General features: G+C 65.1%; 18 protein-coding genes. 7 read left to right on the top strand and 11 right to left on the bottom strand.

What is annotated here, in order from left to right; all coding sequences use genetic code 11:
* Window positions 1-178 precede the first annotated feature (178 nt).
* Window positions 179-1,162 carry a class II fructose-bisphosphatase gene (gene glpX / locus ACYQ01_RS16455; protein WP_459934904.1) on the top strand — a complete coding sequence of 328 codons (984 nt, stop codon included), beginning with the start codon at window positions 179-181 and terminating at the stop codon, window positions 1,160-1,162.
* A 157-nt stretch (window positions 1,163-1,319) separates the two neighbouring features.
* On the opposite strand, the gene tkt is transcribed toward glpX, so the two are convergent.
* From tkt to ACYQ01_RS16430, 5 genes are all read right to left on the bottom strand, one after another.
* Window positions 1,320-3,317, bottom strand: coding sequence for a transketolase (gene tkt, locus ACYQ01_RS16450; protein WP_459934903.1), 1,998 nt, complete (start codon window positions 3,315-3,317; stop codon window positions 1,320-1,322).
* A 10-nt stretch (window positions 3,318-3,327) separates the two neighbouring features.
* Complete coding sequence (gene rpiB, locus ACYQ01_RS16445) at window positions 3,328-3,771, bottom strand: ribose 5-phosphate isomerase B (RefSeq protein WP_459934902.1); 444 nt, start codon at window positions 3,769-3,771, stop codon at window positions 3,328-3,330.
* Window positions 3,772-3,866: 95 nt separating this feature from the next.
* Window positions 3,867-4,688 (bottom strand): hypothetical protein, encoded by an 822-nt coding sequence (locus tag ACYQ01_RS16440; RefSeq protein ID WP_459934901.1) that lies wholly within the window; start codon window positions 4,686-4,688, stop codon window positions 3,867-3,869.
* Complete coding sequence (locus ACYQ01_RS16435; protein ID WP_459934900.1) at window positions 4,685-6,403, bottom strand: tetratricopeptide repeat protein; 1,719 nt, start codon at window positions 6,401-6,403, stop codon at window positions 4,685-4,687. Before ACYQ01_RS16435 ends, ACYQ01_RS16440 begins: the two co-directional genes overlap by 4 nt.
* Window positions 6,404-6,407: 4 nt before the next feature.
* Window positions 6,408-7,469: a sigma-70 family RNA polymerase sigma factor gene (locus ACYQ01_RS16430; protein WP_459934899.1), complete on the bottom strand. Its 1,062-nt coding sequence runs from the start codon at window positions 7,467-7,469 to the stop codon at window positions 6,408-6,410.
* Window positions 7,470-7,587: 118 nt separating this feature from the next.
* Between ACYQ01_RS16430 and ACYQ01_RS16425 the strand changes: the two genes are divergently transcribed.
* From ACYQ01_RS16425 to radA, 6 genes are all read left to right on the top strand, one after another.
* A complete protein-coding gene (locus ACYQ01_RS16425; protein WP_459934898.1) occupies window positions 7,588-10,008 on the top strand; it encodes a homocysteine S-methyltransferase family protein in 2,421 nt (806 codons plus the stop codon).
* Between the two features lie 102 nt (window positions 10,009-10,110).
* Window positions 10,111-10,581: a TlpA family protein disulfide reductase gene (locus ACYQ01_RS16420; protein WP_459934897.1), complete on the top strand. Its 471-nt coding sequence runs from the start codon at window positions 10,111-10,113 to the stop codon at window positions 10,579-10,581.
* Between the two features lie 4 nt (window positions 10,582-10,585).
* Window positions 10,586-11,053, top strand: a complete 468-nt coding sequence (locus ACYQ01_RS16415) for an N-acetyltransferase (RefSeq protein WP_459935442.1) — start codon at window positions 10,586-10,588, stop codon at window positions 11,051-11,053.
* 4 nt (window positions 11,054-11,057) lie between these two features.
* Window positions 11,058-11,588 carry a hypoxanthine phosphoribosyltransferase gene (gene hpt, locus ACYQ01_RS16410; RefSeq protein ID WP_459934896.1) on the top strand — a complete coding sequence of 177 codons (531 nt, stop codon included), beginning with the start codon at window positions 11,058-11,060 and terminating at the stop codon, window positions 11,586-11,588.
* 2 nt (window positions 11,589-11,590) lie between these two features.
* Window positions 11,591-12,598 carry a DUF3426 domain-containing protein gene (locus ACYQ01_RS16405; RefSeq protein ID WP_459934895.1) on the top strand — a complete coding sequence of 336 codons (1,008 nt, stop codon included), beginning with the start codon at window positions 11,591-11,593 and terminating at the stop codon, window positions 12,596-12,598.
* A gap of 5 nt (window positions 12,599-12,603) precedes the next feature.
* Window positions 12,604-13,950, top strand: a complete 1,347-nt coding sequence (gene radA / locus ACYQ01_RS16400; RefSeq protein WP_459934894.1) for a DNA repair protein RadA — start codon at window positions 12,604-12,606, stop codon at window positions 13,948-13,950.
* Window positions 13,951-14,045: 95 nt separating this feature from the next.
* Here radA and argB read toward each other — a convergent pair whose 3' ends face one another.
* From argB to ACYQ01_RS16370, 6 genes are all read right to left on the bottom strand, one after another.
* The gene (gene argB / locus ACYQ01_RS16395; RefSeq protein WP_459934893.1) at window positions 14,046-14,933 is read right to left on the bottom strand and encodes an acetylglutamate kinase; all 888 of its coding nucleotides are present in this window, start codon (window positions 14,931-14,933) and stop codon (window positions 14,046-14,048) included.
* Window positions 14,934-15,107: 174 nt separating this feature from the next.
* Window positions 15,108-16,481 carry an ATP-dependent protease ATPase subunit HslU gene (gene hslU, locus ACYQ01_RS16390; RefSeq protein ID WP_459934892.1) on the bottom strand — a complete coding sequence of 458 codons (1,374 nt, stop codon included), beginning with the start codon at window positions 16,479-16,481 and terminating at the stop codon, window positions 15,108-15,110.
* Window positions 16,478-17,020 carry an ATP-dependent protease subunit HslV gene (hslV, locus tag ACYQ01_RS16385; protein WP_459934891.1) on the bottom strand — a complete coding sequence of 181 codons (543 nt, stop codon included), beginning with the start codon at window positions 17,018-17,020 and terminating at the stop codon, window positions 16,478-16,480. The genes hslU and hslV overlap by 4 nt, the downstream gene beginning before the upstream one ends.
* Window positions 17,021-17,034: 14 nt before the next feature.
* Entirely contained in the window at window positions 17,035-17,589 is a 555-nt protein-coding gene (locus ACYQ01_RS16380; protein WP_459934890.1) for a macro domain-containing protein, read from the bottom strand.
* Window positions 17,586-18,854 carry a M16 family metallopeptidase gene (locus tag ACYQ01_RS16375; protein ID WP_459934889.1) on the bottom strand — a complete coding sequence of 423 codons (1,269 nt, stop codon included), beginning with the start codon at window positions 18,852-18,854 and terminating at the stop codon, window positions 17,586-17,588. The genes ACYQ01_RS16380 and ACYQ01_RS16375 overlap by 4 nt, the downstream gene beginning before the upstream one ends.
* The gene (locus ACYQ01_RS16370) at window positions 18,854-19,771 is read right to left on the bottom strand and encodes an ABC transporter permease (RefSeq protein ID WP_459934888.1); all 918 of its coding nucleotides are present in this window, start codon (window positions 19,769-19,771) and stop codon (window positions 18,854-18,856) included. The genes ACYQ01_RS16375 and ACYQ01_RS16370 overlap by 1 nt, the downstream gene beginning before the upstream one ends.
* Between the last annotated feature and the right edge of the window lie 28 nt (window positions 19,772-19,799).

The following is a 19,799-nucleotide window of genomic DNA, read 5'->3' as shown; positions in this document are numbered from 1 at the left end:
CCATGCGCTGTGCCTCTGGAAGAAAGGGGACGACATGGCTCGATTTTCGAACCGGGCGCACGGGCCGCGCAACCGTTTTTCCGGTGGAATCCGGGACGCCCGCCGGCCGGAGGCGTCTTTACGGCGCGCGGCAATTGCTCTACCTTTCCGCCACCAAATCGACATGATGGAGAACGGCATGGAAGCTCCGGACAGAAATCTGGCCATGGAACTGGTGCGCGTCACCGAGGCTGCGGCCCTGGCCAGCGCCCGCTGGTTGGGACGCGGGGACAAGAACTCTGGGGACGGCGCGGCGGTGGACGCCATGCGCATCTCGTTTCGCAGTATTCATCTGAGCGGGATCATCGTCATCGGCGAAGGCGAAAAGGACGAAGCGCCCATGCTCTTCAACGGCGAGGCCGTGGGCGACGGCCAGGGGCCCGAAATGGATGTGGCCGTGGACCCGGTGGAAGGCACCCGGCTTTTGGCCTATGGCCGTCCCAACGCGATTTCGGTGGTGGGCATGGCGCCCAAGGGGGCCATGTTCAATCCCGGCCCGAGCTATTACATGAAAAAGCTCGTGGTGCCGTCCGAAGCCAAGGACGCCGCCGACCTGGACGCCCCCGTGGGCGACACGTTGCGCAAGGTGGCCAAGGCGTTGGGCAAGGATATGGACGACATGGTGGTCTTTGTGCTGGACAAGCCGCGCCACAAGGGGCTGATCGACGAGATTCGCGCGGCCGGGGCGCGCATCCAACTGCACACCGACGGCGACGTGGCCGGATCGCTCATGGCCCTGGACCCCAAGGACATGGTGGACGTGATGATGGGAACCGGCGGCACCCCCGAGGGTGTGCTTTCGGCCTGCGCCATCCGGGGCGTGGGCGGGCAGATGCTGGCCCAACTCGATCCCCAGTCCGACAAGGAACGTGACGCCGTGCTCAACGCCGGGCTCGACCTCAAGCAGGTGCTTACGGTGGAGGACCTGGTACGCTCCGACGACACCTTCTTCGCGGCCACGGGCATTTCGGGCGGGTCGTTCTTGGGCGGGGTGAGCTTTTCCGGGTTGGGCGCCACCACGCATTCCCTGGTGTTGCGGGGCAAGACCGGCACCATGCGCCGCATCGAGTCCACCCACACCTGGGACAAGCTCATGAAATTTTCCTCGGTCAAGTACGACTGATCCGGGGCCGTGTCCGGGCGCGTCGGTCTTTGAAGAGCGTGTCTGGCAACGTTGTCTACGCTACAAGAAACGAACGCAACACACGGATTTTCCGAAAAAGAAACGGGGGAAGCATCCGCATGGACGCTTCCCCCGTTTTTTGTCGAGAGGGGGGCGGTTAGGACTTCTGGGCCAGGTGCTCGCGAATGCGCGCCGCTACCTGGTCCGGGGTGAAGCCGTAGTGCTTGGCCAGTTCGGAGGCCGGGGCCGAGTCGCCGAAGTGGGTCAGGCCGATGACCAGGCCGTCGAGGCCCACATAGCGATACCACATCTCCGGACGTCCGGCTTCCATGGCCACGCGCGCGGTAACGTTCGGGGGCAGCACCTGGCGCTTGTAGTCCTCGGGCTGCTCCTCGAAAAGCTCCATGCTGGGCATGTTCACCACGCGGATCTTGAGATCGGAAAGAAGATCCGCGGTTTCAAGAGCCAGGCTCACTTCCGAGCCGCAAGCCACCAGAATCAGCTCGGGGGCGCCTCCGGCGGCGTCGCGGAGCACGTAGCCGCCGCGCTTGGCTCCGTCCGTGACGGACGGGTAGGTTTTGGGGTCGAGCACCGGCAGGTTCTGGCGGGTGAGCAGCAGGCAGGAGGGCCGGGTCTTCTGTGTGAGGGCGATTTCCAGGCAGACGGCCGTCTCGCCGGCGTCGGCCGGGCGCAACACCAGCATGTTGGGGATGAGGCGCAGGGAGCTTGTGTGCTCGATGGGCTGGTGGGTGGGGCCGTCTTCGCCCACGTGGAAGGAGTCGTGGGTGAAGACATGGAGCGCGGGCAACTCCTGCAGGGCCGACATGCGCAGGGCGTTGCGCTCGTAGTCGGAGAACATGAGGAACGTGGCCCCGAAGGGAACCAGCCCGCCGTGCAGGGCGATGCCGTTGACGACGGCTCCCATGGGGAACTCGCGCACGCCGAAGGGCAGGTTGCGTCCGAGCGGGGTTTCACAGGAAAAGTCGCCCGTGACCTGGCGGAACTTCATGGTCTGGTTGGAGGGGTCCAGGTCGGCCGAACCGCCCACCAGAAGGGGCATTTGCTCCACCAGGGAGTCCAGGCACTTGCCCCAGGCGGCGCGGGTGGCCAGCTTGGTCCCGGGTTCGAAGGTCGGCCAGGAGAAGGTGCGGTTGGCCGGCTCGCGCTTGATGGCCCGCCAGGTTTTCTCGAACTCCTGGTCCTTTTCGAAACGGGATTCGAAGGTGCGTTTCCACTGGACCGCGTTCTGGCGCAATTCGGGAAAACGGACGCGAAAATGGTCCAGCGCTTCGGCCGGGATAAAGAATTCCTTGTCCTCGGGCAGGCCCATCTTGCGCTTGGTGGCCGCGATTTCCTCGGGGGGAAGCGGTTCGCCGTGGGTCTTGAAGTCCCCCTCGCGGTTGGCGGTTCCCTTGGCCATGGTGGTGTGGCCGATGATCAGGGTGGGGTGCTCCTGATCGAAACGGGCGGTCTCCAGGGCTTCGCCGATGGCCTGGCGGTCGTGTCCGTCCACTTCGAGCACGCGCCAGCAGAAGCCTTCGAACACCTTCTTGTAGTTGGCGCAGTCGCATCGGCTGGTGGGACCGGCCAGTTGCACCTTGTTGGCGTCGTAATAGACGATCAGCTTGCCCAGGCCCCACAGTCCGGCCAGACTGGCGCTGCCCAGGCAGACGGGTTCCTGCAGGTCGCCGTCCGAGGCCAGCACGTAGGTGTGGTGGTTGACTATGTCGCCGCCCAGGCGGGCGCGCAGCATGGTCTCCGCCGCGGCCATGCCCACGGCCATGGAAAAGCCCTGGCCGAGCGGGCCGGTGGTGGCTTCCACCCCGGGGGTGGCGTGCCGTTCCGGGTGTCCGGGCGTGCGCGACTTCCACTGGCGGAAGCGCTTCAGATCGTCGACGGAAAGGAAGCCGCTGAAGGCCAGCAGGCTGTAGAGCAGCATGGACTCGTGTCCGGCCGAGAGCACGAAGCGGTCCCGGTTGAACCAGTTCGCGTCGTCGGGGTCGAAGCGCAGGTAGTCCTTGAAGAGGACATAGGCGAAGTCGGCCGAGGACATGGCCCCGCCGGGATGGCCGGAATTGGCTTTGCGGACGCCGTCCATGACGAGGCCCTTGATGCTGTCGACCGCCAGGCGGTCCAGGTCTTGATGCGCGGACATTTCGTGTTCCTTACAGGGTGGGGATGGAATCGAAGAGGTCGAGGCGGCGCTGGTGGCGTCCTCCCTCGTAGGCGGTGCCCAGAAAGACGTCGAGAACGGATTCGGCCAGGCCCACGCCGATCCAGCGTTCGCCCAGGCAGAGGACGTTGGCGTCGTTGTGGGCTCGGGTCAGGCGGGCCATGTATTCGTTTGCGCACACGGCGGCCCGGATGCCCCGGCGTCGGTTGGCGGCCATGGACATGCCGATGCCCGTGCCGCAGATGAGCACGCCCAGGCAGCCGCGTTCGAGCACGACATCGCAGAGCTTGGCCGCGAACAGGGGATAGTCGCAGCTCTGGGGGGCGTCGCAGCCCACGTCCACCACGGTGCGTCCCGAGGCGGAAACGTGGTTGGCCAGAATTTTTTTCAGAGCGAATCCGGCGTGGTCGGAACCGAAAACAACGCAAGCGTCCATGGTGGCCTCCTGCCTCCAGATGGGTCGGTCGGATAACGATGCGGCCTGACCGCGGCGAAAATCCCCTTGCGGGCAACGGGTCCGGCTCGGCCGGTTCAGGGCATGGCCGGGGCCTGTACGTCCTGGTCGGTGTCCAGGGGGATCGTTCGCGTCTGCGGGGGCTCGGTCAGTTCGAGCGTGGGCAGGCTCGACCGGTTGGCGAAGAGTTCGAGCTTCTTGATGCGCAAGAACACCGTGACTCCGCCAGAAGTCGTGAGCCGTATCTTGTCGGCCATGGACCGACGGTCGGTGACCGTATGGGAGTAGTCCGACAGGTCCACTTTCCAGGGCTCCACGCCCCGGCCCGTGAGATGGACGGGATTGGCAAGGTTGTCAAGCGTGACGGAAGCGATGGGCGACGAAGGGGGCAGGGAGTACTGGTAGCCTTCCGGCGTGCGCTTGACCTGCGTGTAGGTCGCCGGGATCAGGGCGTCGAACCGTCCGATGGCCAGGGCGGCGAAGTCGCGCAGGGTAAACGGCAGGGGCAGGCCCAGCTTGGCCAGGGCCTTGCGCGTGTCGCTGTGGGTGAAGGCCACCCGCGACATGGGGTAGACGCCCGTCCAACCCGACGAATCTTCCCGCCATCTGGCGTAGATTTGGCCCATGGAGGTGCTGATGTCCAGACGCAGGGGCCGGTCGAGCTCGCCCCAGAAATTAAGCACCACACGGCTCGATTTCTGGGGAGACGTGACCGTCAGGCTGGACGACAGGGAGAACGCGCCGGAAGCCTTGCGCGACTGACTCTGAAAGACGTTCCACAGCCCCCTGGCCTCGTCCTGGTCGGTGATGAGTTTGCCGCGGGTTCCGGCGCAGCCGGAAAGGGTCGCGATCACGAGCAGGCAGGCCGCGAGGGCGGGGGCGAAACGACGGATGTTCATCGCAGGGCCTCGAGTTTGCGTTGGATTTCTTCGGCGTTGGAAGGATGCATGGCCAGGGCCTCTTTGTAGCCCTTGGCCGCCTCGCCCTTGTCGCCCCTGGCCAGGGCGATGTCGCCGTAATGTTCCCAGATGGTGGGATCGACCACGGGTTGGGACACGCTGCGTTGGATTTCGTTCCAGGCGGCTTCCAGGTCGCCGCGCTTGAAGTGGACCCAGGCCAGGGAGTCGATGAAAAAGCGGTTGTCGGGGGTTATGGCCAGGGCCCGGTTGATCAGGTCGAGCGCGCGGTCCAGGTCGCGTCCTTCCTCGGCCAGGGAGTAGCCCACGAAGTTGAGCGCCTCGGCGTGGTCGGGTTCGATGGTCAGGATTTTTTCCATCACGGCCAGGGCTTCGGGCCGGTTCTTCTGGCGTTCCAATGCCGCGCCCAGGCGGTAGAGCACCTCGGTGTTGTCGGGCCAGCGGCTTTGGGCCTCGCGCAGGGCGGCCACGGCTTTTTGCCCGTCCCCGGCTTTTTCCCAGGCGATGGAGTCGTAAAACCAGAATTCGGGACGGTCGCCATGCAGGGCCTTGCCCTGGACGATGAGTTCCCTGGCCAGGTCGAGCCGGTTGTTGTCCAGGGCCAGTTGGGTCCTGGCGGAGAGGGCCTTGTCGTAGAGTTTGGAATCCTTGGGAACCCGGCCCAGGAGGTCGAGGGCCTTTTCCGGGTTCTTTTCGGTTTCCACGGCCAGCATGGCCCGGACGAAAAGCACGTCGGGGTTGTCCGGCTGTTCCAGGGCCAACCTGTCCACCACGGCGTGGGCTTCGTCCGGATAGCCTTCCTCAAGGAAAAGGGCCATCACCTCGAAGCGAAATCCCCGGTCCTTGGGGGCCTTGTCCAGAAGCTCCAAGGCCTTTTCCGGATCCTTGCGCTTGAGCGCCAGGCGCATCAGCCGCATCCACAGTTCCGGGCTGTCTTCGCCCAGTTCGAGCAGATGGCGGTAGGCCTGTTCCGCCTGGCGGTAGTCCTTTTGCTTTTCGTAGAGAAAGGCCAGTTCGGACCAGGCCGGCAGCATGTTCGGGTCTTCGCGCAGGGCCTGACGGAGCTTTTCCGCGGCCTGGCGGGGCTTTTTCAGGCCCGAGTAGGCCTTGGACTCGTAGTAGGCCATGGCCGGGGTGCGCTTGTCGCGCGGCATGGCGGCCAGCAGGGCCAGGGCGTTTTGGTATTGGCCGGACTCCACGGAGACCGCGGCCAGTTCCTGGGTGGCGCTCTGATCGTAGGGGTGCGAGGCCAGGTAATCCTGAAGCGTCTTCACGGCCTCGTCAAAGCGGCGCTGCAAGAGAAACGAATTGGACAGATAGAACCGCAGGCCTTTGTCCTCGGGATATTTCTCGATGCCGGCTTCCAGGGTCTGGCGGGTCTTTTCGGGCTGGGAGAGTCCCCAGTACAGGTTGGCCAGGTCCTTGTAAAAGTCGGGCGACGGCGCCACCTGGATGAGTTGTTCCAGGACCAGGGCCGCTTCCTGGACTTTGCCCTGGCGCTGCAGGTCCTGATAGAGCAGAAAATAGTAGTTGGCCGCCGTGTCTTCGTTCATGCCCTTGGCGAGCATGTTGGGGGGCGCGGCGGTTTTTTTCTCCGCACATGCGACCAGCAGAAGGACCAGGCACAAGGCCAGTGCCAGAAGCGGCGGGGCGAGAAGCAAGGTGCGGGCCGAGGCGCGCGGCAGGCGTACTCTCATGGTGTCAGTCTTCCTTGCGTATCCATTCCGAGGAAAAGTCGTCGATGCGTTTGACGAAATGGTCGCGGATCTTTTCCAGAAGCCGCGACTCGATCTGGCGCACGCGTTCGCGGGTGATGCCGTACTTGTTGCCGATTTCGCGCAAGGTGACCGGCGAGTCGGAAAGGATGCGCTGTTCGAGCAGGTCGCGTTCCTTGTCGGTCAGCTCGGGCAGGATGGTCTGCAGATGTTTTTCCACCACGGCGGCGATTTCGTCCTTGGCCAGCAGCTCCTCGATGCCCGGAGTGAGCGCCGGCAAGTAGTCGAGGCGCGTGGAGGACGAGTCGTCGCCCAACGACAGGTCGAGGGAAAGGTCGTTCTTGGCCAGGCGCTGGTCCATCTCCACCACGTCGGCTTCGCTCACCTTGAGCTGCTTGGAGATGTTGGAGGCCGTGGGATCGAACCCCAGGGACTGGAGCCGGGTGCGTTCCTTGTTCAAATTGTAGAACAGGGTGCGCTGGGCCTGGGTGGTGCCGATGCGCACCAGACGCCAGTTGTCCATGATATATTTGAGGATGTAGGCCTTGATCCAGAACGCGGCGTAGTAGGAGAACTTGATGCCCTTTTCGGGGTCGAATTTTTTCACCGCGCGCATAAGCCCCACGTTGCCTTCCTGTATGAGGTCGAGCACGTTCTGGGCCCATCGGCGCTGAAAGTCCATGGCGATCTTGACCACCAGCCGCAGATGCGAGGTGACCAGGCGAAAGGCCGCCCGCTGGTCGCCGTTTTCGCGCACCTTTCGGGCCAATTCGTATTCTTCCTCAGGGGCCAACAGGGGAAACCTGCCGATTTCGCGCAGGTACAGTTGCAGGGGGTCGCGTCCGGAGACGGGCGTGGAAGATCCCTTGGGCACGGGCAAGGCGAAATCCGTCGCCTCGTCGGGCGCGGACTCCGGGCCGTCCTCCTCGGAGGCCATTTCGGAGGCCAGACGTTCGGCTTCCTCCGTGTTTTCGATGGGTTGCTCCAGATCGAAAGTGTCGTCCGATCCGGCGGCTTTTGCTTGGCGTATGGTCACGTGGTTGCCCATGGCTCGTTTCGTAAGGTTACGCCGCACCGCAGCGATTGTGTCCGTGTACTCTTTCCATTTGCCGGATTCAACGTTTTTCAGTACGAGCCAGGGCTTCGACCGGACAAGGAGGAAAGCGGTGGCGGACTTTCGCAAGGCATTGGCCGACAATTCCATTCTCGTGTTCGACGGGGCCATGGGCACCCTGTTGCAGGCCAGGGGGTTGCCCCCCGGCGCTTCCCCCGAGGTGTGGGGCATGGCCAATCCCGAGATGGTGCGCGCCGTCCACGAGGACTATCTGCGCGCCGGCTCGCGGGTGGTGACGGCCAACACCTTCGGCGGCACCCGGTTCAAACTGCCGCCCGACGCCGACGTGCGGGCCGTAAGCCGGGAGATGGCCAGAGTGGCCCGTCAGGCCGCCGGAGACACGAACTTCGTGGCCGGCTCCGTGGGGCCCACCGGACATTTCGTCGAACCCCTGGGCGATCTTTCCATGCGCGAGCTGGTGGCCGCGTTCAAGACCCAGATCGAAGGCCTGGCCGAAGGCGGGGCGGACCTGATCGTGGGCGAGACCCATTTCGACCTGGCCGAGGCCAAGGCCCTGGTGTTGGCCTGCCGCGAAGCCTGCGACCTGCCCATAGCCGTGCTCATGACCTTCGAGCCGGGCGGTTCGCTCACCGGAACGCCTCCGGCCACGTTCGCCGACACTATGCAGAATCTGGGCGTGGACATTCTGGGCATAAACTGCGGCCTGGGCCCCGACCAGATGGTGGCCATCGCCCGCGACTTTCTGCCCCGCATCGACACGCCGTTCTTCATCAAGCCCAATGCCGGCCTGCCCCGGCTCGAAAACGGGTGTACCGTGTTCCCCATGGGGCCCGAGGAGTTCGCCCGGGGCATGGAGCCCTTCCTGGACATGGGGGCCAAGTGCGTGTCGGGTTGTTGCGGCACCACCCCGGCCCATATCGCCCAGGTGGCGGCCCTGGCGGCAAAGCGCACCTGGACGAAGCCCGAGCCTGCCGAGGGGCGTCCGCTCATGCTTACCTCGCGTTCGCGTTCCGTGGCCGTGGGCGTGGGCCTGCCGGCGGTGTGCATCGGCGAGCGCATCAATCCCACGGGCAAGAAGGTGCTCACCGAGGAGTTGCAGGCCGGACAGTTCGGTTACGCCCTCAAGCTGGCGGAAGAGCAGGTCGCGGCCGGAGCCGCCGTGCTCGACGTCAACGTGGGCGCGCCCCTGGTGGCCGAGGAAAAACTTCTGCCCGCCCTGGTCAGGGAGCTTTCGTCGCGCTTCGTGGTGCCCCTGTGCCTGGACTCCACCAAGCCAGAGGCCCTGGCCGAGGGACTGTGGGCCGTGCCGGGCTCGGCGCTGGTCAATTCCATAAGCGGAGAACCGGGCCGCATGGAGGAACTCGCGCCCCTGTGCCGGCGTTTCGGCGCGCCGTTCATCCTTTTGCCCATCGCGGGCAAGAAGCTCCCGGTCACCGCGGCCGAGCGCCTGGCGGTCATCGAGGGGCTGGTGGACAAGGCCCTGGCCCTGGGCGTGCCCAAGCGCCTCATCGTGGTGGACGCCTTGGCCCTGACCGTGTCGTCCAAGCCCGAGGCGGCCAAGCACTGCCTGGAAACGATTCGCCACTGCGCCCAGGCCTGGGGACTGCCCACGGTGTTGGGGCTTTCCAACATTTCGTTCGGTTTGCCCGCGCGCGAGCTCATCAACGCCACGTTTTTGACCCTGTGCCTGGGCGCGGGAATGGCCGCGCACATCTCCAACCCCTCGTCGGCCCTGCCGCGCGAGGTGGGCCTGGCCGCAGAAGTGCTTCTGGCCCGCGACCCCCAGGCCGGACGCTTCATCGCGGCCTGCGCGGAGTGGAAGCCCGGAGCCGGGATCAAGGCCGAAACCGGGGCCGCCACGAAGGAAAAGGGCGTGGACAGCCTGCGCGAGGCCGTGGTGCGCGGAGCCAAGGAGGCCATGCTGCCCATGGTGGAGTCCGCCCTGGCCGAGGGCCGCACCGCCCAGGACATTCTTTCGGCGGACCTCATTCCCGGCATCATGGACGTGGGCAAGCTCTACGAGGCCAAAAAGTATTTTCTCCCCCAGCTTCTGCTTTCGGCCGAAACCATGCAGGCGGGCTTCGAACGCCTGAAGCCTCTGCTTGAAGCGGCCAGCGGGCAGGAGGAAAAGGCGCGCATCGTGCTGGCCACGGTGGAGGGCGATATCCACGACATCGGCAAGAACATCGTGGCGCTCATGCTCAGGAACCACGGCTTCGACGTGGTGGACCTGGGCAAGGACGTGCCCGCCGAGCGCATCGTGGACGAGGCCCAGCGCCTTGGGGCCAAGGTCATAGGGCTTTCCGCGCTCATGACCACCACCATGGTGCGCATGGAGGACACCGTGCGTCTGCTGCGCGAGAAGAACTTGCCCCAGAAGGTGATGGTGGGCGGAGCCGTGGTCACGGAGGCCTTCGCCCGGGCCATCGGCGCGCACGGTCACGCCGTGGACGCCGTGGACGCCGTGCGTCTGGCCAAGCATCTGGTGGACGCCTGGAAGGAGTTGGAGTAGCGTTTTGTCGACCGCGGTCGCGTTCGTTTTTTCGGCCGGCCGTCTGGACTTTGTCGCAACGTCTTCCCGCCTTCCCGGAGGAAGGCCGCAAAACGGTACCGCATGAAGAAACTCAGCGTAATCGTCCTGGGGCTGGTCTTGGCTCTGGCCATGTCCGGCGAGGCCATGGCGCAACGAAAGGTGACGTATATCTCGCATCAGGAGATCATCAAGACCGTCACCCAGTCCAGGGGCAAGGTCGTGGTGGTGAACTTCTGGGCGTCGTGGTGCGGACCCTGCCGTGTGGAAGTGCCCGATTTCATAGCCTTGCGCTCGCGCCTGCCGGCTTCGCGCGTGGTGATGCTCGGGGTGAGCATCGACCAGGACCAGGCCGCCTACGCCGCCTTCGTGGCCAAGGCCGGGTTCAACTACCCCGTGTACCTGGCCGGGCCCGACGTGCCCCAGGCCTTTATGCTGCGCGCCATTCCCCGCACGGTGATCTACGGCCCCAAGGGCGAGCAGATCGTCTCGCGCGAGGGCTACGTCAGCGCGGAAGAGCTTGAACACATCATTACCAAGGTTCTGGGTTCCTGACGTGGTGAATACCTACTATCTGCGCAAGGCCCGCATCCAGGACGTCAAGACCATCCACGGCATGCTCATGGATTGCGCCCGGAACGAGCTTTTGCTGCCCCGGTCCTTCAACGAACTCTTCAGCCATCTGCGCGATTTCTACGTGCTGGCCGAGTCCGAGAGCAACCTGGCCATCGGCTGCTGCGCCTTGTCCATCACCTGGGACAATCTGGCCGAGATCCGTTCCCTGGTCGTTTCCCCGGACCACCAAATGCACGGCCACGGCAAACGCCTGGTGGAGGCCTGCCTTTCCGAGGCGGTGACCCTGGGCGTGTACAAGGTGTTCACCCTGACCTATCAGCGCGCGTTTTTCGAAAAGATGGGCTTCGTGGAGGTCACCAAGGACGAACTGCCCCAGAAGGTCTGGGCCGATTGCATCCGGTGCCCCAAGTTCCCCGAATGCGATGAAATCGCCATGGTCATGGAGATGTGAGTTCATGCCTTCACGCCTTGAGGTCATCCATTCCCCTGACACGGTAAAAGACACAGTGGCCCGCCTGGGCCGGGAGATATCGACCGCATACGCCGGCAAGCCCCTGCTGCTGCTCGGTGTGCTCAAGGGAGCGTGGGTTTTCCTGGCCGACCTGGCCCGCGCCCTGACCATTCCCGTCCAGGTCGATTTCGTGCGCCTTTCCAGCTACGGCGATTCGGATACGCGCGGCCAGGGTACGCGCGTGCGCGATGCGGATTTCGACTGCCGGGGCCGGCATGTCCTGGTGGTGGAAGACATTGTGGACACCGGCCATTCCATGGTGGCGCTCCTGGAGTTGCTGCGGGAAAAAGGAGCCGAAAGCGTGGCCCTGTGCGCCCTGGTGGACAAGGCCGAACGCCGGGAAGTGGAAGTTGCGGTTGACTTTTACGGATTTCGACTGGCAAAGGGTTTTGTAGTGGGCTACGGCATGGACTACGGTGAAGACTACAGAAGTCTTCCGGGTCTTTATGAGCTCCATCTGCAAAAGGACGACTAGCCATGATCGTCGAGTGCCCCAACTGCCAGACCAAGTTCAACCTGCCCGACGAAAAAGTGGGGCCGGACGGCGCCAAGGTGCGTTGCGGCGTGTGCAAGACGGTGTTTACCGTGGAGCCGCCCGAGCCTGACGACTTTCCCGGATTCGGCGAATCCGGGGCCAAGCCCGCCTGGTCGGCTTCGGATGAGGAGGAACGGCCGGAGCGGGAGGACGAATTCGATTCCGAACGCAGGAAGGACCGCTTCGAGGACGTGCGCCCCAGCACCGCGGACTTCGATGAGCTGGGACTGACCAAGCCGGACAAGCCCAGGTTCTCCAAGCTGGCCAAGATTCTGGCCCTGTCGGGACTTTTGGTGGTGATGCTTGGCGGTTCGTACGCGACGGCGGCCTATTTCTTCGAATTCTGGCCCTTCTCCAAAAAGCCCGCCAAGTCGGCCATGGAAGAACCCATTCCGGCCGCGGTGCAGCAGGCTCCGCAGACCCAGGCCGCGGCTGCGGCCCTGCCCAGCATGGAAGAGCGCCTGGAAAATCTGCCCATCGTCGATTACACGCAGTATCTTGTGGACAACCCCAAGATCGGCAAGCTCTACGTGATCGAGGGAGCAGTGGAAAACAAGAACGCCACCGATGTGGGATGGGTCAAGGTCAAGGCTTCGTTGAGCAACGACAAGGGCGAGGTCATTTTGTCCAAGGAGATCGACGCCGGACCCAAGGTGCCCAACTACGAGCTCAAGTTCCTGAGCAAGACCGACCTGGACGCCCGTCTTACCTCCAAGCAGGAGATTCTTTTCAACAACGGCGACGTCAAGCCCGGCGAAAAGATTCCCTTCATGGTGGTCTTCGAGAATATTCCTCCGGAAACCAAGGAGTACTCCCTGCAAGTCACCAGCTTCCAGGACGTGGCTCCGCCCGCCGCCGGCGCGGCCCAAGGGGGGCAGCCAGCCGCCGGCGCTCCAGCGCCCGCCGCCGCTCCGGCATCGCCGCCGGCCCAGCATTCCGAAGGCAAGTAGCCTCCTTGGCCAAGGCGCGAACCGTCTACGCCTGCTCCCAGTGCGGAGCGATCAGTCCGTTGTGGCGCGGCCAGTGCGAGGCCTGCGGTTCGTGGAACACCCTCGAAGCCCAGGCCGCGGCCAGGGGCGCGACGCCGGGACCGTCCTCTCCGCTTTCCCAGACCACCCCCGTTCGCCTGCGCGATTTTCACGAAGACCAGGCCCTGGCCGCTCCCAGCGGTCTGCCCGAGTTGGACCGGGTGCTCGGCCAGGGGTTGCAACCCTCGGCCGCCGTGCTTGTGGGCGGGGAGCCGGGTATCGGCAAATCCACGCTGCTCTTGCAGTTGGCCGGGCAGGTGGCGGCTTCGGGAAAGCGGGCCGTGTATTTTTCCGGGGAGGAGTCCCTGGGCCAGTTGGCCGGCCGGGCCAAACGCCTGGGCATCGACCAGCCCGAGCTTCTGGCCGCGTCCTCCACCAGCGCGGCCGAGGCCGCCGCGATTCTGGCCGGCCCGGACGCCCCGTCCCTCTTGGTGGTGGATTCGGTGCAGACCATGAGTTCTTCCCTGGCCTCCGGCGTTCCGGGCAGCTCGGCCCAGGTGCGGGCCGTGGCTGCGGAACTGGTGGACGCGGTCAAGAAAAGCCGGGCCACCCTGGTGCTGGTGGGCCACGTCACCAAGGAAGGCCTCATCGCCGGACCCAAGATCCTTGAGCACATGGTGGACACCGTGCTCTATCTGGAAGGCGATCGGCAGCATTATTGCCGCATTCTCCGGGTGTTCAAGAATCGCTTCGGCCCCACCGACGAACTCATGGTGCTGGAGATGCAAGGCGACGGCCTGTCCCCGGTGCCGGACGCGTCCACGTATTTTTTGGGCGAGCGCGACGAAACGGCCAGCGGCTCGGCCGTGGTGCTGGCCCTGGAGGGCAAAAAGCCCTTTGCCGTGGAAGTGCAGGCCCTGGTGAGCAAGTCGTTTCTGGCCATGCCCCGGCGCACGGCCCTGGGCCTGGACCTCAACCGGCTGAACCTGCTTTTGGCGGTGCTGGAAAAACGCCTGGGGGTGGGGCTCGGCCAGTTCGACATCTACGCCAAGACCGGCGGCGGTCTGCGTCTGACCGACCCCGGCCTGGATCTGGGGTTGGTGGCCGCGATTTTGTCGTCGTACTACGATCGTCCCCTGCCGCCGCGAGCGGTGTTCTGGGGCGAGGTGGACCTGAGCGGACGGGTCCGGCCCGTGACCGGGCAGGACGTGCGCCTCAAACAGGCCGAGCGCCTGGGGTATCATCCGGTCCTGCATCCGGGAGCGGGAGGGGTGCCCACCCTGCGCGCCCTGCAACGGATGCTGTTCGGAGCGGGGCGTAGCGAGAATCCCTGACATTCGCGCTTGCCGGCCGGCGGCGCAAACGACGAAAGCCCCCGGCTTTTCGTCCACCGGGGGCTTGAAGCGCGCACGAAGCGTCGACGCGGCGTTCAGGCCTTGTGGAATACTTCCGTACCCACCCCCGACTTGGTGAACAGTTCGAGAATGAGCGAGTTTTCCACCCGTCCGTCGATGACGTGGGCCTTGTCCACGCCGGACTGCACGGCTTCCATGCAGCATTGCAGCTTGGGGATCATGCCGCCCTTGGCCACGCCGTCCTCGATGGCTTTGGCCGCCTGACCCACGCTCAGGGAGGGAATGAGGGCGTTTTCGGCGTCCAGCACTCCGGCCACGTCCGTAAGCAGGATCAACCGCTTGGCCGACAGCGCCTGGGCCACGGCTCCGGCCACGGTGTCGGCGTTGATGTTGTAGGTGCCGCCGTTCTCGTCCACGCCCACGGGCGCGATGACCGGAATGACGCCGCTTGCGGTCAGGGAGTTGATGAGCTTGGCGTTTATGGACACGGGCTCGCCCACGTTGCCGATGTCGATAATCTCGGGCGGGGCGTCTTCGCGCGTGACCACCAGCTCCACTTTCCTGGCCCGTATGAGCCAGCCGTCCTTGCCGGAGAGCCCCACGGAATTGCCGCCGTTCAAGTTGATCAGGCCCACGATTTCCTTGTTGATCTTGCCCACGAGCACCATTTCCACCACGTCCATGGTGGCCTTGTCGGTGACGCGCAGCCCCTGTTCGAAACGCGATTCGATGCCAAGCTGGGCCAGCATTTTGCCGATCTGGGGACCGCCTCCGTGTACGATGACCGGGTTCACCCCGATGTACTTGAGCAGCACCACGTTCAGGGCGAAGCTCTTTTTGAGTGCCTCGTCGATCATGGCGTGGCCGCCGTACTTGATGACCACGGTCTGGCCGAAGAACTTGCGGATGTAGGGCAGCGACTCCAGCAGCATGCGGGCCTGGCTGTGGGCGTTTTGATCCATGGGCGTCTCCTGGTGTAATGTCTCCGCGTGGTCGCGGCGGGGCCGGCGGCCGTACGGAAAAACGCCCGCCGGAACGCGCCGGGTCCGGCGGGCGGGTTTGGGGTCATATCCTTGTGCCGTACCGGTCGGCCGGCGTCACAAACGTCGCAAGGCTGTGTATCCGAAAAGGCGGCGTTAGAGAATATAGCGGGTCAGGTCCCGGTCCTGGGCCACGTCGGCCAGCTTGTCCTTGACGTAGGCGGCGTTGATGGACACGGCCTCTCCGCCCCGGTCCGGGGCCTCGAACGAGAGATCCTGCACGATCTTTTCCATGATGGTGTAGAGCCGCCTGGCGCCGATGTTCTCGGTCTCCTCGTTGACCTTCTGGGCGAAGGAGGCCACCTCTTGCAGGCCGTCGTCGGTGAAGGTGAGCGTCACGTCTTCGGTGGCGAGCAGGGCCGTGTACTGGGCCGTGAGCGAGTTCCTGGGCTCGGTGAGGATGCGCAGGAATTCCTCCTTGCCCAGGGCCGAAAGCTCCACCCGCAGGGGAAAACGGCCCTGAAGCTCGGGCACCAGGTCCGAAGGCTTGGAGAAGTGGAACGCCCCGGCGGCGATGAACAGAATGTGGTCGGTTTTGACCATGCCGTACTTGGTGTTGACCACGCAGCCTTCCACCACGGGCAGAAGGTCGCGTTGCACGCCCTCGCGCGAGACATCCGGCCCGGAACCGCCCTGGGCGCTCCGGCCGCAGATCTTGTCGATCTCGTCGATAAAGAGAATGCCGGTCTGTTCCACGCGCTCGCGGGCCATTTCGCCCACCTTGTCCATGTCCACCAGGCGTTCGGCCTCTTCGGCCACCAGGATTTCGTAGGCCTCGCTCACCTTGAGCTTGCGGGTCTTTTTCCGCTGGGGAAAGACCTTGGAGAACATGTCCTTGAACTGGGAGCCCACTTCCTCCATGCCCGGGATGGCCATGATCTCCACCGAGGGCGAGGGCAGGGTGACTTCCATCTCCACCTGCCGGTCGTTCAGGGCCCCTTTGCGCCAAAGCTGACGCAGCTTGTCCCGGGTGGAGCCGGACTCCTCGATCGCGGGCTGGGGGGACGCCTGGGAGGACGTCTGGGAGGACATGAAGCCGAAACCCGAGTGGGAGCTTGGCGGAAGCAACAGGTCGAGCAGGCGCTCCTCGGCGGCGGACTCGGCCTTGGCCCGCACCTTGGCCGCTTCCTCCTGGCGCACCAGTTGCACGCCGATCTCCATGAGGTCGCGCACCATGGATTCCACGTCCCGTCCCACATAGCCCACTTCGGTGAACTTGGTGGCCTCCACCTTGTGGAACGGGCATCCGGCCAGTTTGGCCAGACGCCTGGCCACCTCGGTTTTGCCCACGCCCGTGGGTCCGATCATGAGGATGTTCTTGGGCGCTATTTCGTCGCGCAGGGCCGGATCGACCTGCTGGCGACGCCAGCGGTTGCGCATGGCTATGGCCACCATGCGCTTGGCCTGGGTCTGGCCCACGATGTACTTGTCCAGTTCCGAAACGATTTCGCGGGGTGTCAGGGTGTTCATGGGGCGGATAAAGTCTCCAGGACGATGTTGTCGTTGGTGTAGACGCACAGTTCCGAGGCGATGGACATGGCCTGGCGAGCGATTTCGCCGGCGCCCAGCGCGGTGTTTCTGGCCAGGGCCCTGGCCGCGGCCAGGGCGAAGGGACCGCCCGAGCCGATGGCGGCCAGGCCGTCGTCGGGTTCGATGACGTCGCCGGCGCCGGTCAGAATGAGTACGGTTCGCGCGTCGGCCACCAGGAGCATGGCTTCGAGCCGGCGCAGGAACTTGTCCTTGCGCCAGTCCTTGGCCAGTTCTACGGCGGCGCGGGTGAGATTGCCGGAGAACTCCTCCAGCTTGGCCTCGAAGCGTTCGAACAGGGTGAAGGCGTCGGCCGTGGAGCCGGCGAATCCGGCCAGGACCTTGTCCTTGTACAGGCGGCGCACCTTGCGGGCGGTGTGCTTCATGGCCACGGCCTGGCCGAAGGTCACCTGCCCGTCGCCGGCCATGGCCACGCCCGAGGCGTCGCGCACGGCCAGTATGGTGGTGGCGTGTATCTCCATATGAAGGGGGCTCCTTAGAGGGTTTTGCGGGCCACTGCCAGCCAGGTGTCGTAGGCCTGGGGCGAAAAGAGTACCATCCAGGCCTTGGCCACCAGGCCCTGGCGCAGTCCCTTGGCCAACTCCGACAGGGCTATGGTCGCGGCTTCTTCCACCGGATAGCCGTAGGCCCCGCAGCTGATGGCCGGAAAGGCCACCGAGTCGATGGCGTTCTCGCGGCAAAGCTCCAGGCAGGTCCGATAGGCCGAGGCCAGGGCCTGGGGTTCTCCGTGGGCTCCGCCGCGCCAGATGGGGCCGACGGCGTGGAGAATGTACTTGGCCTTCATGGCGAATCCGGGCGTGATGGCCGCCTGTCCGGCCTTGACCTGGCCCACCTTGGCGATAACCTCGCGGCAGGCCTCGGGCAGTTTCGGTCCGGCCGCGCGGTGGATGGCACCGTCCACGCCGCCGCCCCCGGCCAGGCGGGAATTGGCGGCGTTGACCACGGCGGTGACGGGCCAGGTGGTAATATCGCCCACGCCAAGGCCCAGGGTTCCGGGTTCCAGTGAAAATTCGACGGATTGGGCGCTCATAGTCTGATGATCTCCTCCCAGGCGGGGTCGGCCGTGGGGCCGAGCAGCCCCAGCCCGGCTGCTTTGAGGTCGATGAGCTCGGCGGCGAGCGCGCTCACTTCGTCCAGGGTGACGGCTTCGAAGCGGGCGGCCGTTTCCTCCGGCGCGATATGTCGGCCGAAGAGCAGATAGTTTCGCGAAAGGCGCGACATGCGCTCCTCGCTCGATTCCAGGCTCAGGTAGAGCAGGCTGGTCAGGTGGTCCCGGGCGTGATCCAACTCCGAGGCCACGATTTCTCCGCTGGCCACGGCGGTGAGTTCCTCGCGCAGGCAGGCCAGCAGCTCGGGGGTGCGCTCCGGGTCCACGGCGGCGTAGACCTGCACCACGCCCCGGTCTTCCAGGGCGTTGACGAAAGAATAGACCGAATAGGCCAGTCCCCGACGTTCGCGGATTTCCTGAAAAAGCCGCGATGACATGTTGCCGCCCAAAATGGCGTTGAGCACGCTCAGGGCGAAGCGGCGTTCGTCCCTTGCGCCCAGGCCGGGAAAGCTCAGCACCACGTGGTTTTGCTCGGACTCGCGTCGACGCAACAGCAGACCCGGCGTGTAGGTTCCGCTTGCGGGGACCGGCGGTTCGGGAGCGGACGCAAGCGATCCCAGGCGTTTTTCGGCCAGCTCGGCCAGGTGGTCGTGGTCCAGGTTGCCGGCCGCGGCCAGCAGCATGCGTTCTGGCCGGTAGTTGGCCGCGCGCCAGGCGACCAGGGACTTGCGGTCGAAGCTTTTCACGCTTTCGGGAGTGCCGAGAATGGAGTGCCCCAGGGAGCCGTCGGGCCAAAGCGAACACCAGAAGGACTCCATCAGGCAGTCCTCGGGGTCGTCCTCCACCATGGCGATCTCCTGGAGCACCACGTCGGTTTCGCGCTCCAGGTCGTCTCTGGTGGGGGTCGGGTCGAGCACGATGTCCGAAAGGATGTCCAGGGCGTCGGGCATGTGGCGATCGGTCACCTTGGCGTGGAAGACCGTGGTCTCCCGGCTGGTGTAGGCGTTGGACTGGCCGCCCATGAGATCGAGCTCCTTGGCGATGTCCAGGGCCGAACGGGCGGAGGTGCCCTTGAAGGCAAGGTGCTCCCAGAGATGGGCCATGCCCTCCTGTCCGGGGGCTTCGTGCCTGGCGCCGGCTTTGACGAGCACGCCGATGCTTACGCTGCGTGCGCCGGGCAGGCGTTCCGTGGCCAGACGCAGGCCGTTTGGCAGGGTGTGAAAGCGAAAGTCGTACGACGTGGACATTAGCGCTCCGGGTGAAAGGGTTGGCCGAGGGCGGCGGGGGCCTTGCCCCGGCGTCCCCAGAGGGCGGCCAGGCACAAGGTGAGCACGGTGAGCAGATAGGGCAGAATGCGCAACACCCAGATGGGAACGAACTCCTGTCCCGTGGTCTGAAACAGAAACTGGGCCGCCGTGAGCAGACCGAAAAAAAGCGCTCCTCCCAGAGCCGCCAGGGGTCGCCAGCCCGCGAAGATGACCATGGCCACGGCGATCCAGCCCTGTCCGGCGGTCATGGCTTCTTTCCAACCGGGGGTGAAGGCCAGCGAAAGGGAGGCTCCGCCCACTCCGGAAAAAGCCCCGCCCGCGGCCACCGCCGCGAACCGGACCCGGGCCACGTTCACCCCCATGGACTGGGCCGCTTCCGGGTTTTCGCCGCAGGCGCGCAACAGCAGTCCGGCTCGGGTGCGCTCCAGCAGCCACCATACGCCCGCGGTCAGGACAAGACCGGCATACACCAGGGCGTTCTGGGCGAAAAGGGCCTGTCCCACGCCCGGCAGGTCGGAAAGCAGGGGAATTTTCAACTCGGTCAGGCGCGGTCCGACCAGTCCGATGCAGGGACGCCCCAGAAAGCTGGCCAGGGCCGAGCCGAGAATGGTCAGGGCGATGCCCGAGAGCAGTTGGTTGACGCCCAGGCGCACGCAGAACAACCCATGGATCAGGGCCAGCGCCGCGCCCACGACCCCGGCGGCGACAAATCCCAGGCTCGTTTGGCCCGTGGCGTACCCCACCGCGAAACCGGCCAGGGCTCCGGCGAGCATCATGCCCTCCTGGCCCAGGTTGATCACTCCGGCCCGTTCGCAGACCACCTCGCCCAGGGCGGCGTAGAGCACCGCCATGGAGGACTTGAGGGTGAGGGCCACGAGAAACCAGAGGTCGTTCATGCGGGAACGGTCCTTTTCGGGCGGGCGC

The organism is Fundidesulfovibrio butyratiphilus, from assembly GCF_054657235.1.
This window is presented reverse-complemented; position numbering and strand designations above follow the sequence as displayed.

What these genes read in the sequence shown, in the direction of transcription:
- glpX (WP_459934904.1), top strand. Translation starts at nt 179, where the DNA reads ATGGAAGCTCCGGACAGAAATCTGGCCATGGAACTGGTGCGCGTCACC.
- tkt (WP_459934903.1), bottom strand. Translation starts at nt 3,317, where the DNA reads ATGTCCGCGCATCAAGACCTGGACCGCCTGGCGGTCGACAGCATCAAG.
- rpiB (WP_459934902.1), bottom strand. Translation starts at nt 3,771, where the DNA reads ATGGACGCTTGCGTTGTTTTCGGTTCCGACCACGCCGGATTCGCTCTG.
- ACYQ01_RS16440 (WP_459934901.1), bottom strand. Translation starts at nt 4,688, where the DNA reads ATGAACATCCGTCGTTTCGCCCCCGCCCTCGCGGCCTGCCTGCTCGTG.
- ACYQ01_RS16435 (WP_459934900.1), bottom strand. Translation starts at nt 6,403, where the DNA reads ATGAGAGTACGCCTGCCGCGCGCCTCGGCCCGCACCTTGCTTCTCGCC.
- ACYQ01_RS16430 (WP_459934899.1), bottom strand. Translation starts at nt 7,469, where the DNA reads ATGGGCAACCACGTGACCATACGCCAAGCAAAAGCCGCCGGATCGGAC.
- ACYQ01_RS16420 (WP_459934897.1), top strand. Translation starts at nt 10,111, where the DNA reads ATGAAGAAACTCAGCGTAATCGTCCTGGGGCTGGTCTTGGCTCTGGCC.
- hpt (WP_459934896.1), top strand. Translation starts at nt 11,058, where the DNA reads ATGCCTTCACGCCTTGAGGTCATCCATTCCCCTGACACGGTAAAAGAC.
- ACYQ01_RS16405 (WP_459934895.1), top strand. Translation starts at nt 11,591, where the DNA reads ATGATCGTCGAGTGCCCCAACTGCCAGACCAAGTTCAACCTGCCCGAC.
- argB (WP_459934893.1), bottom strand. Translation starts at nt 14,933, where the DNA reads ATGGATCAAAACGCCCACAGCCAGGCCCGCATGCTGCTGGAGTCGCTG.
- hslU (WP_459934892.1), bottom strand. Translation starts at nt 16,481, where the DNA reads ATGAACACCCTGACACCCCGCGAAATCGTTTCGGAACTGGACAAGTAC.
- hslV (WP_459934891.1), bottom strand. Translation starts at nt 17,020, where the DNA reads ATGGAGATACACGCCACCACCATACTGGCCGTGCGCGACGCCTCGGGC.
- ACYQ01_RS16380 (WP_459934890.1), bottom strand. Translation starts at nt 17,589, where the DNA reads ATGAGCGCCCAATCCGTCGAATTTTCACTGGAACCCGGAACCCTGGGC.
- ACYQ01_RS16375 (WP_459934889.1), bottom strand. Translation starts at nt 18,854, where the DNA reads ATGTCCACGTCGTACGACTTTCGCTTTCACACCCTGCCAAACGGCCTG.
- ACYQ01_RS16370 (WP_459934888.1), bottom strand. Translation starts at nt 19,771, where the DNA reads ATGAACGACCTCTGGTTTCTCGTGGCCCTCACCCTCAAGTCCTCCATG.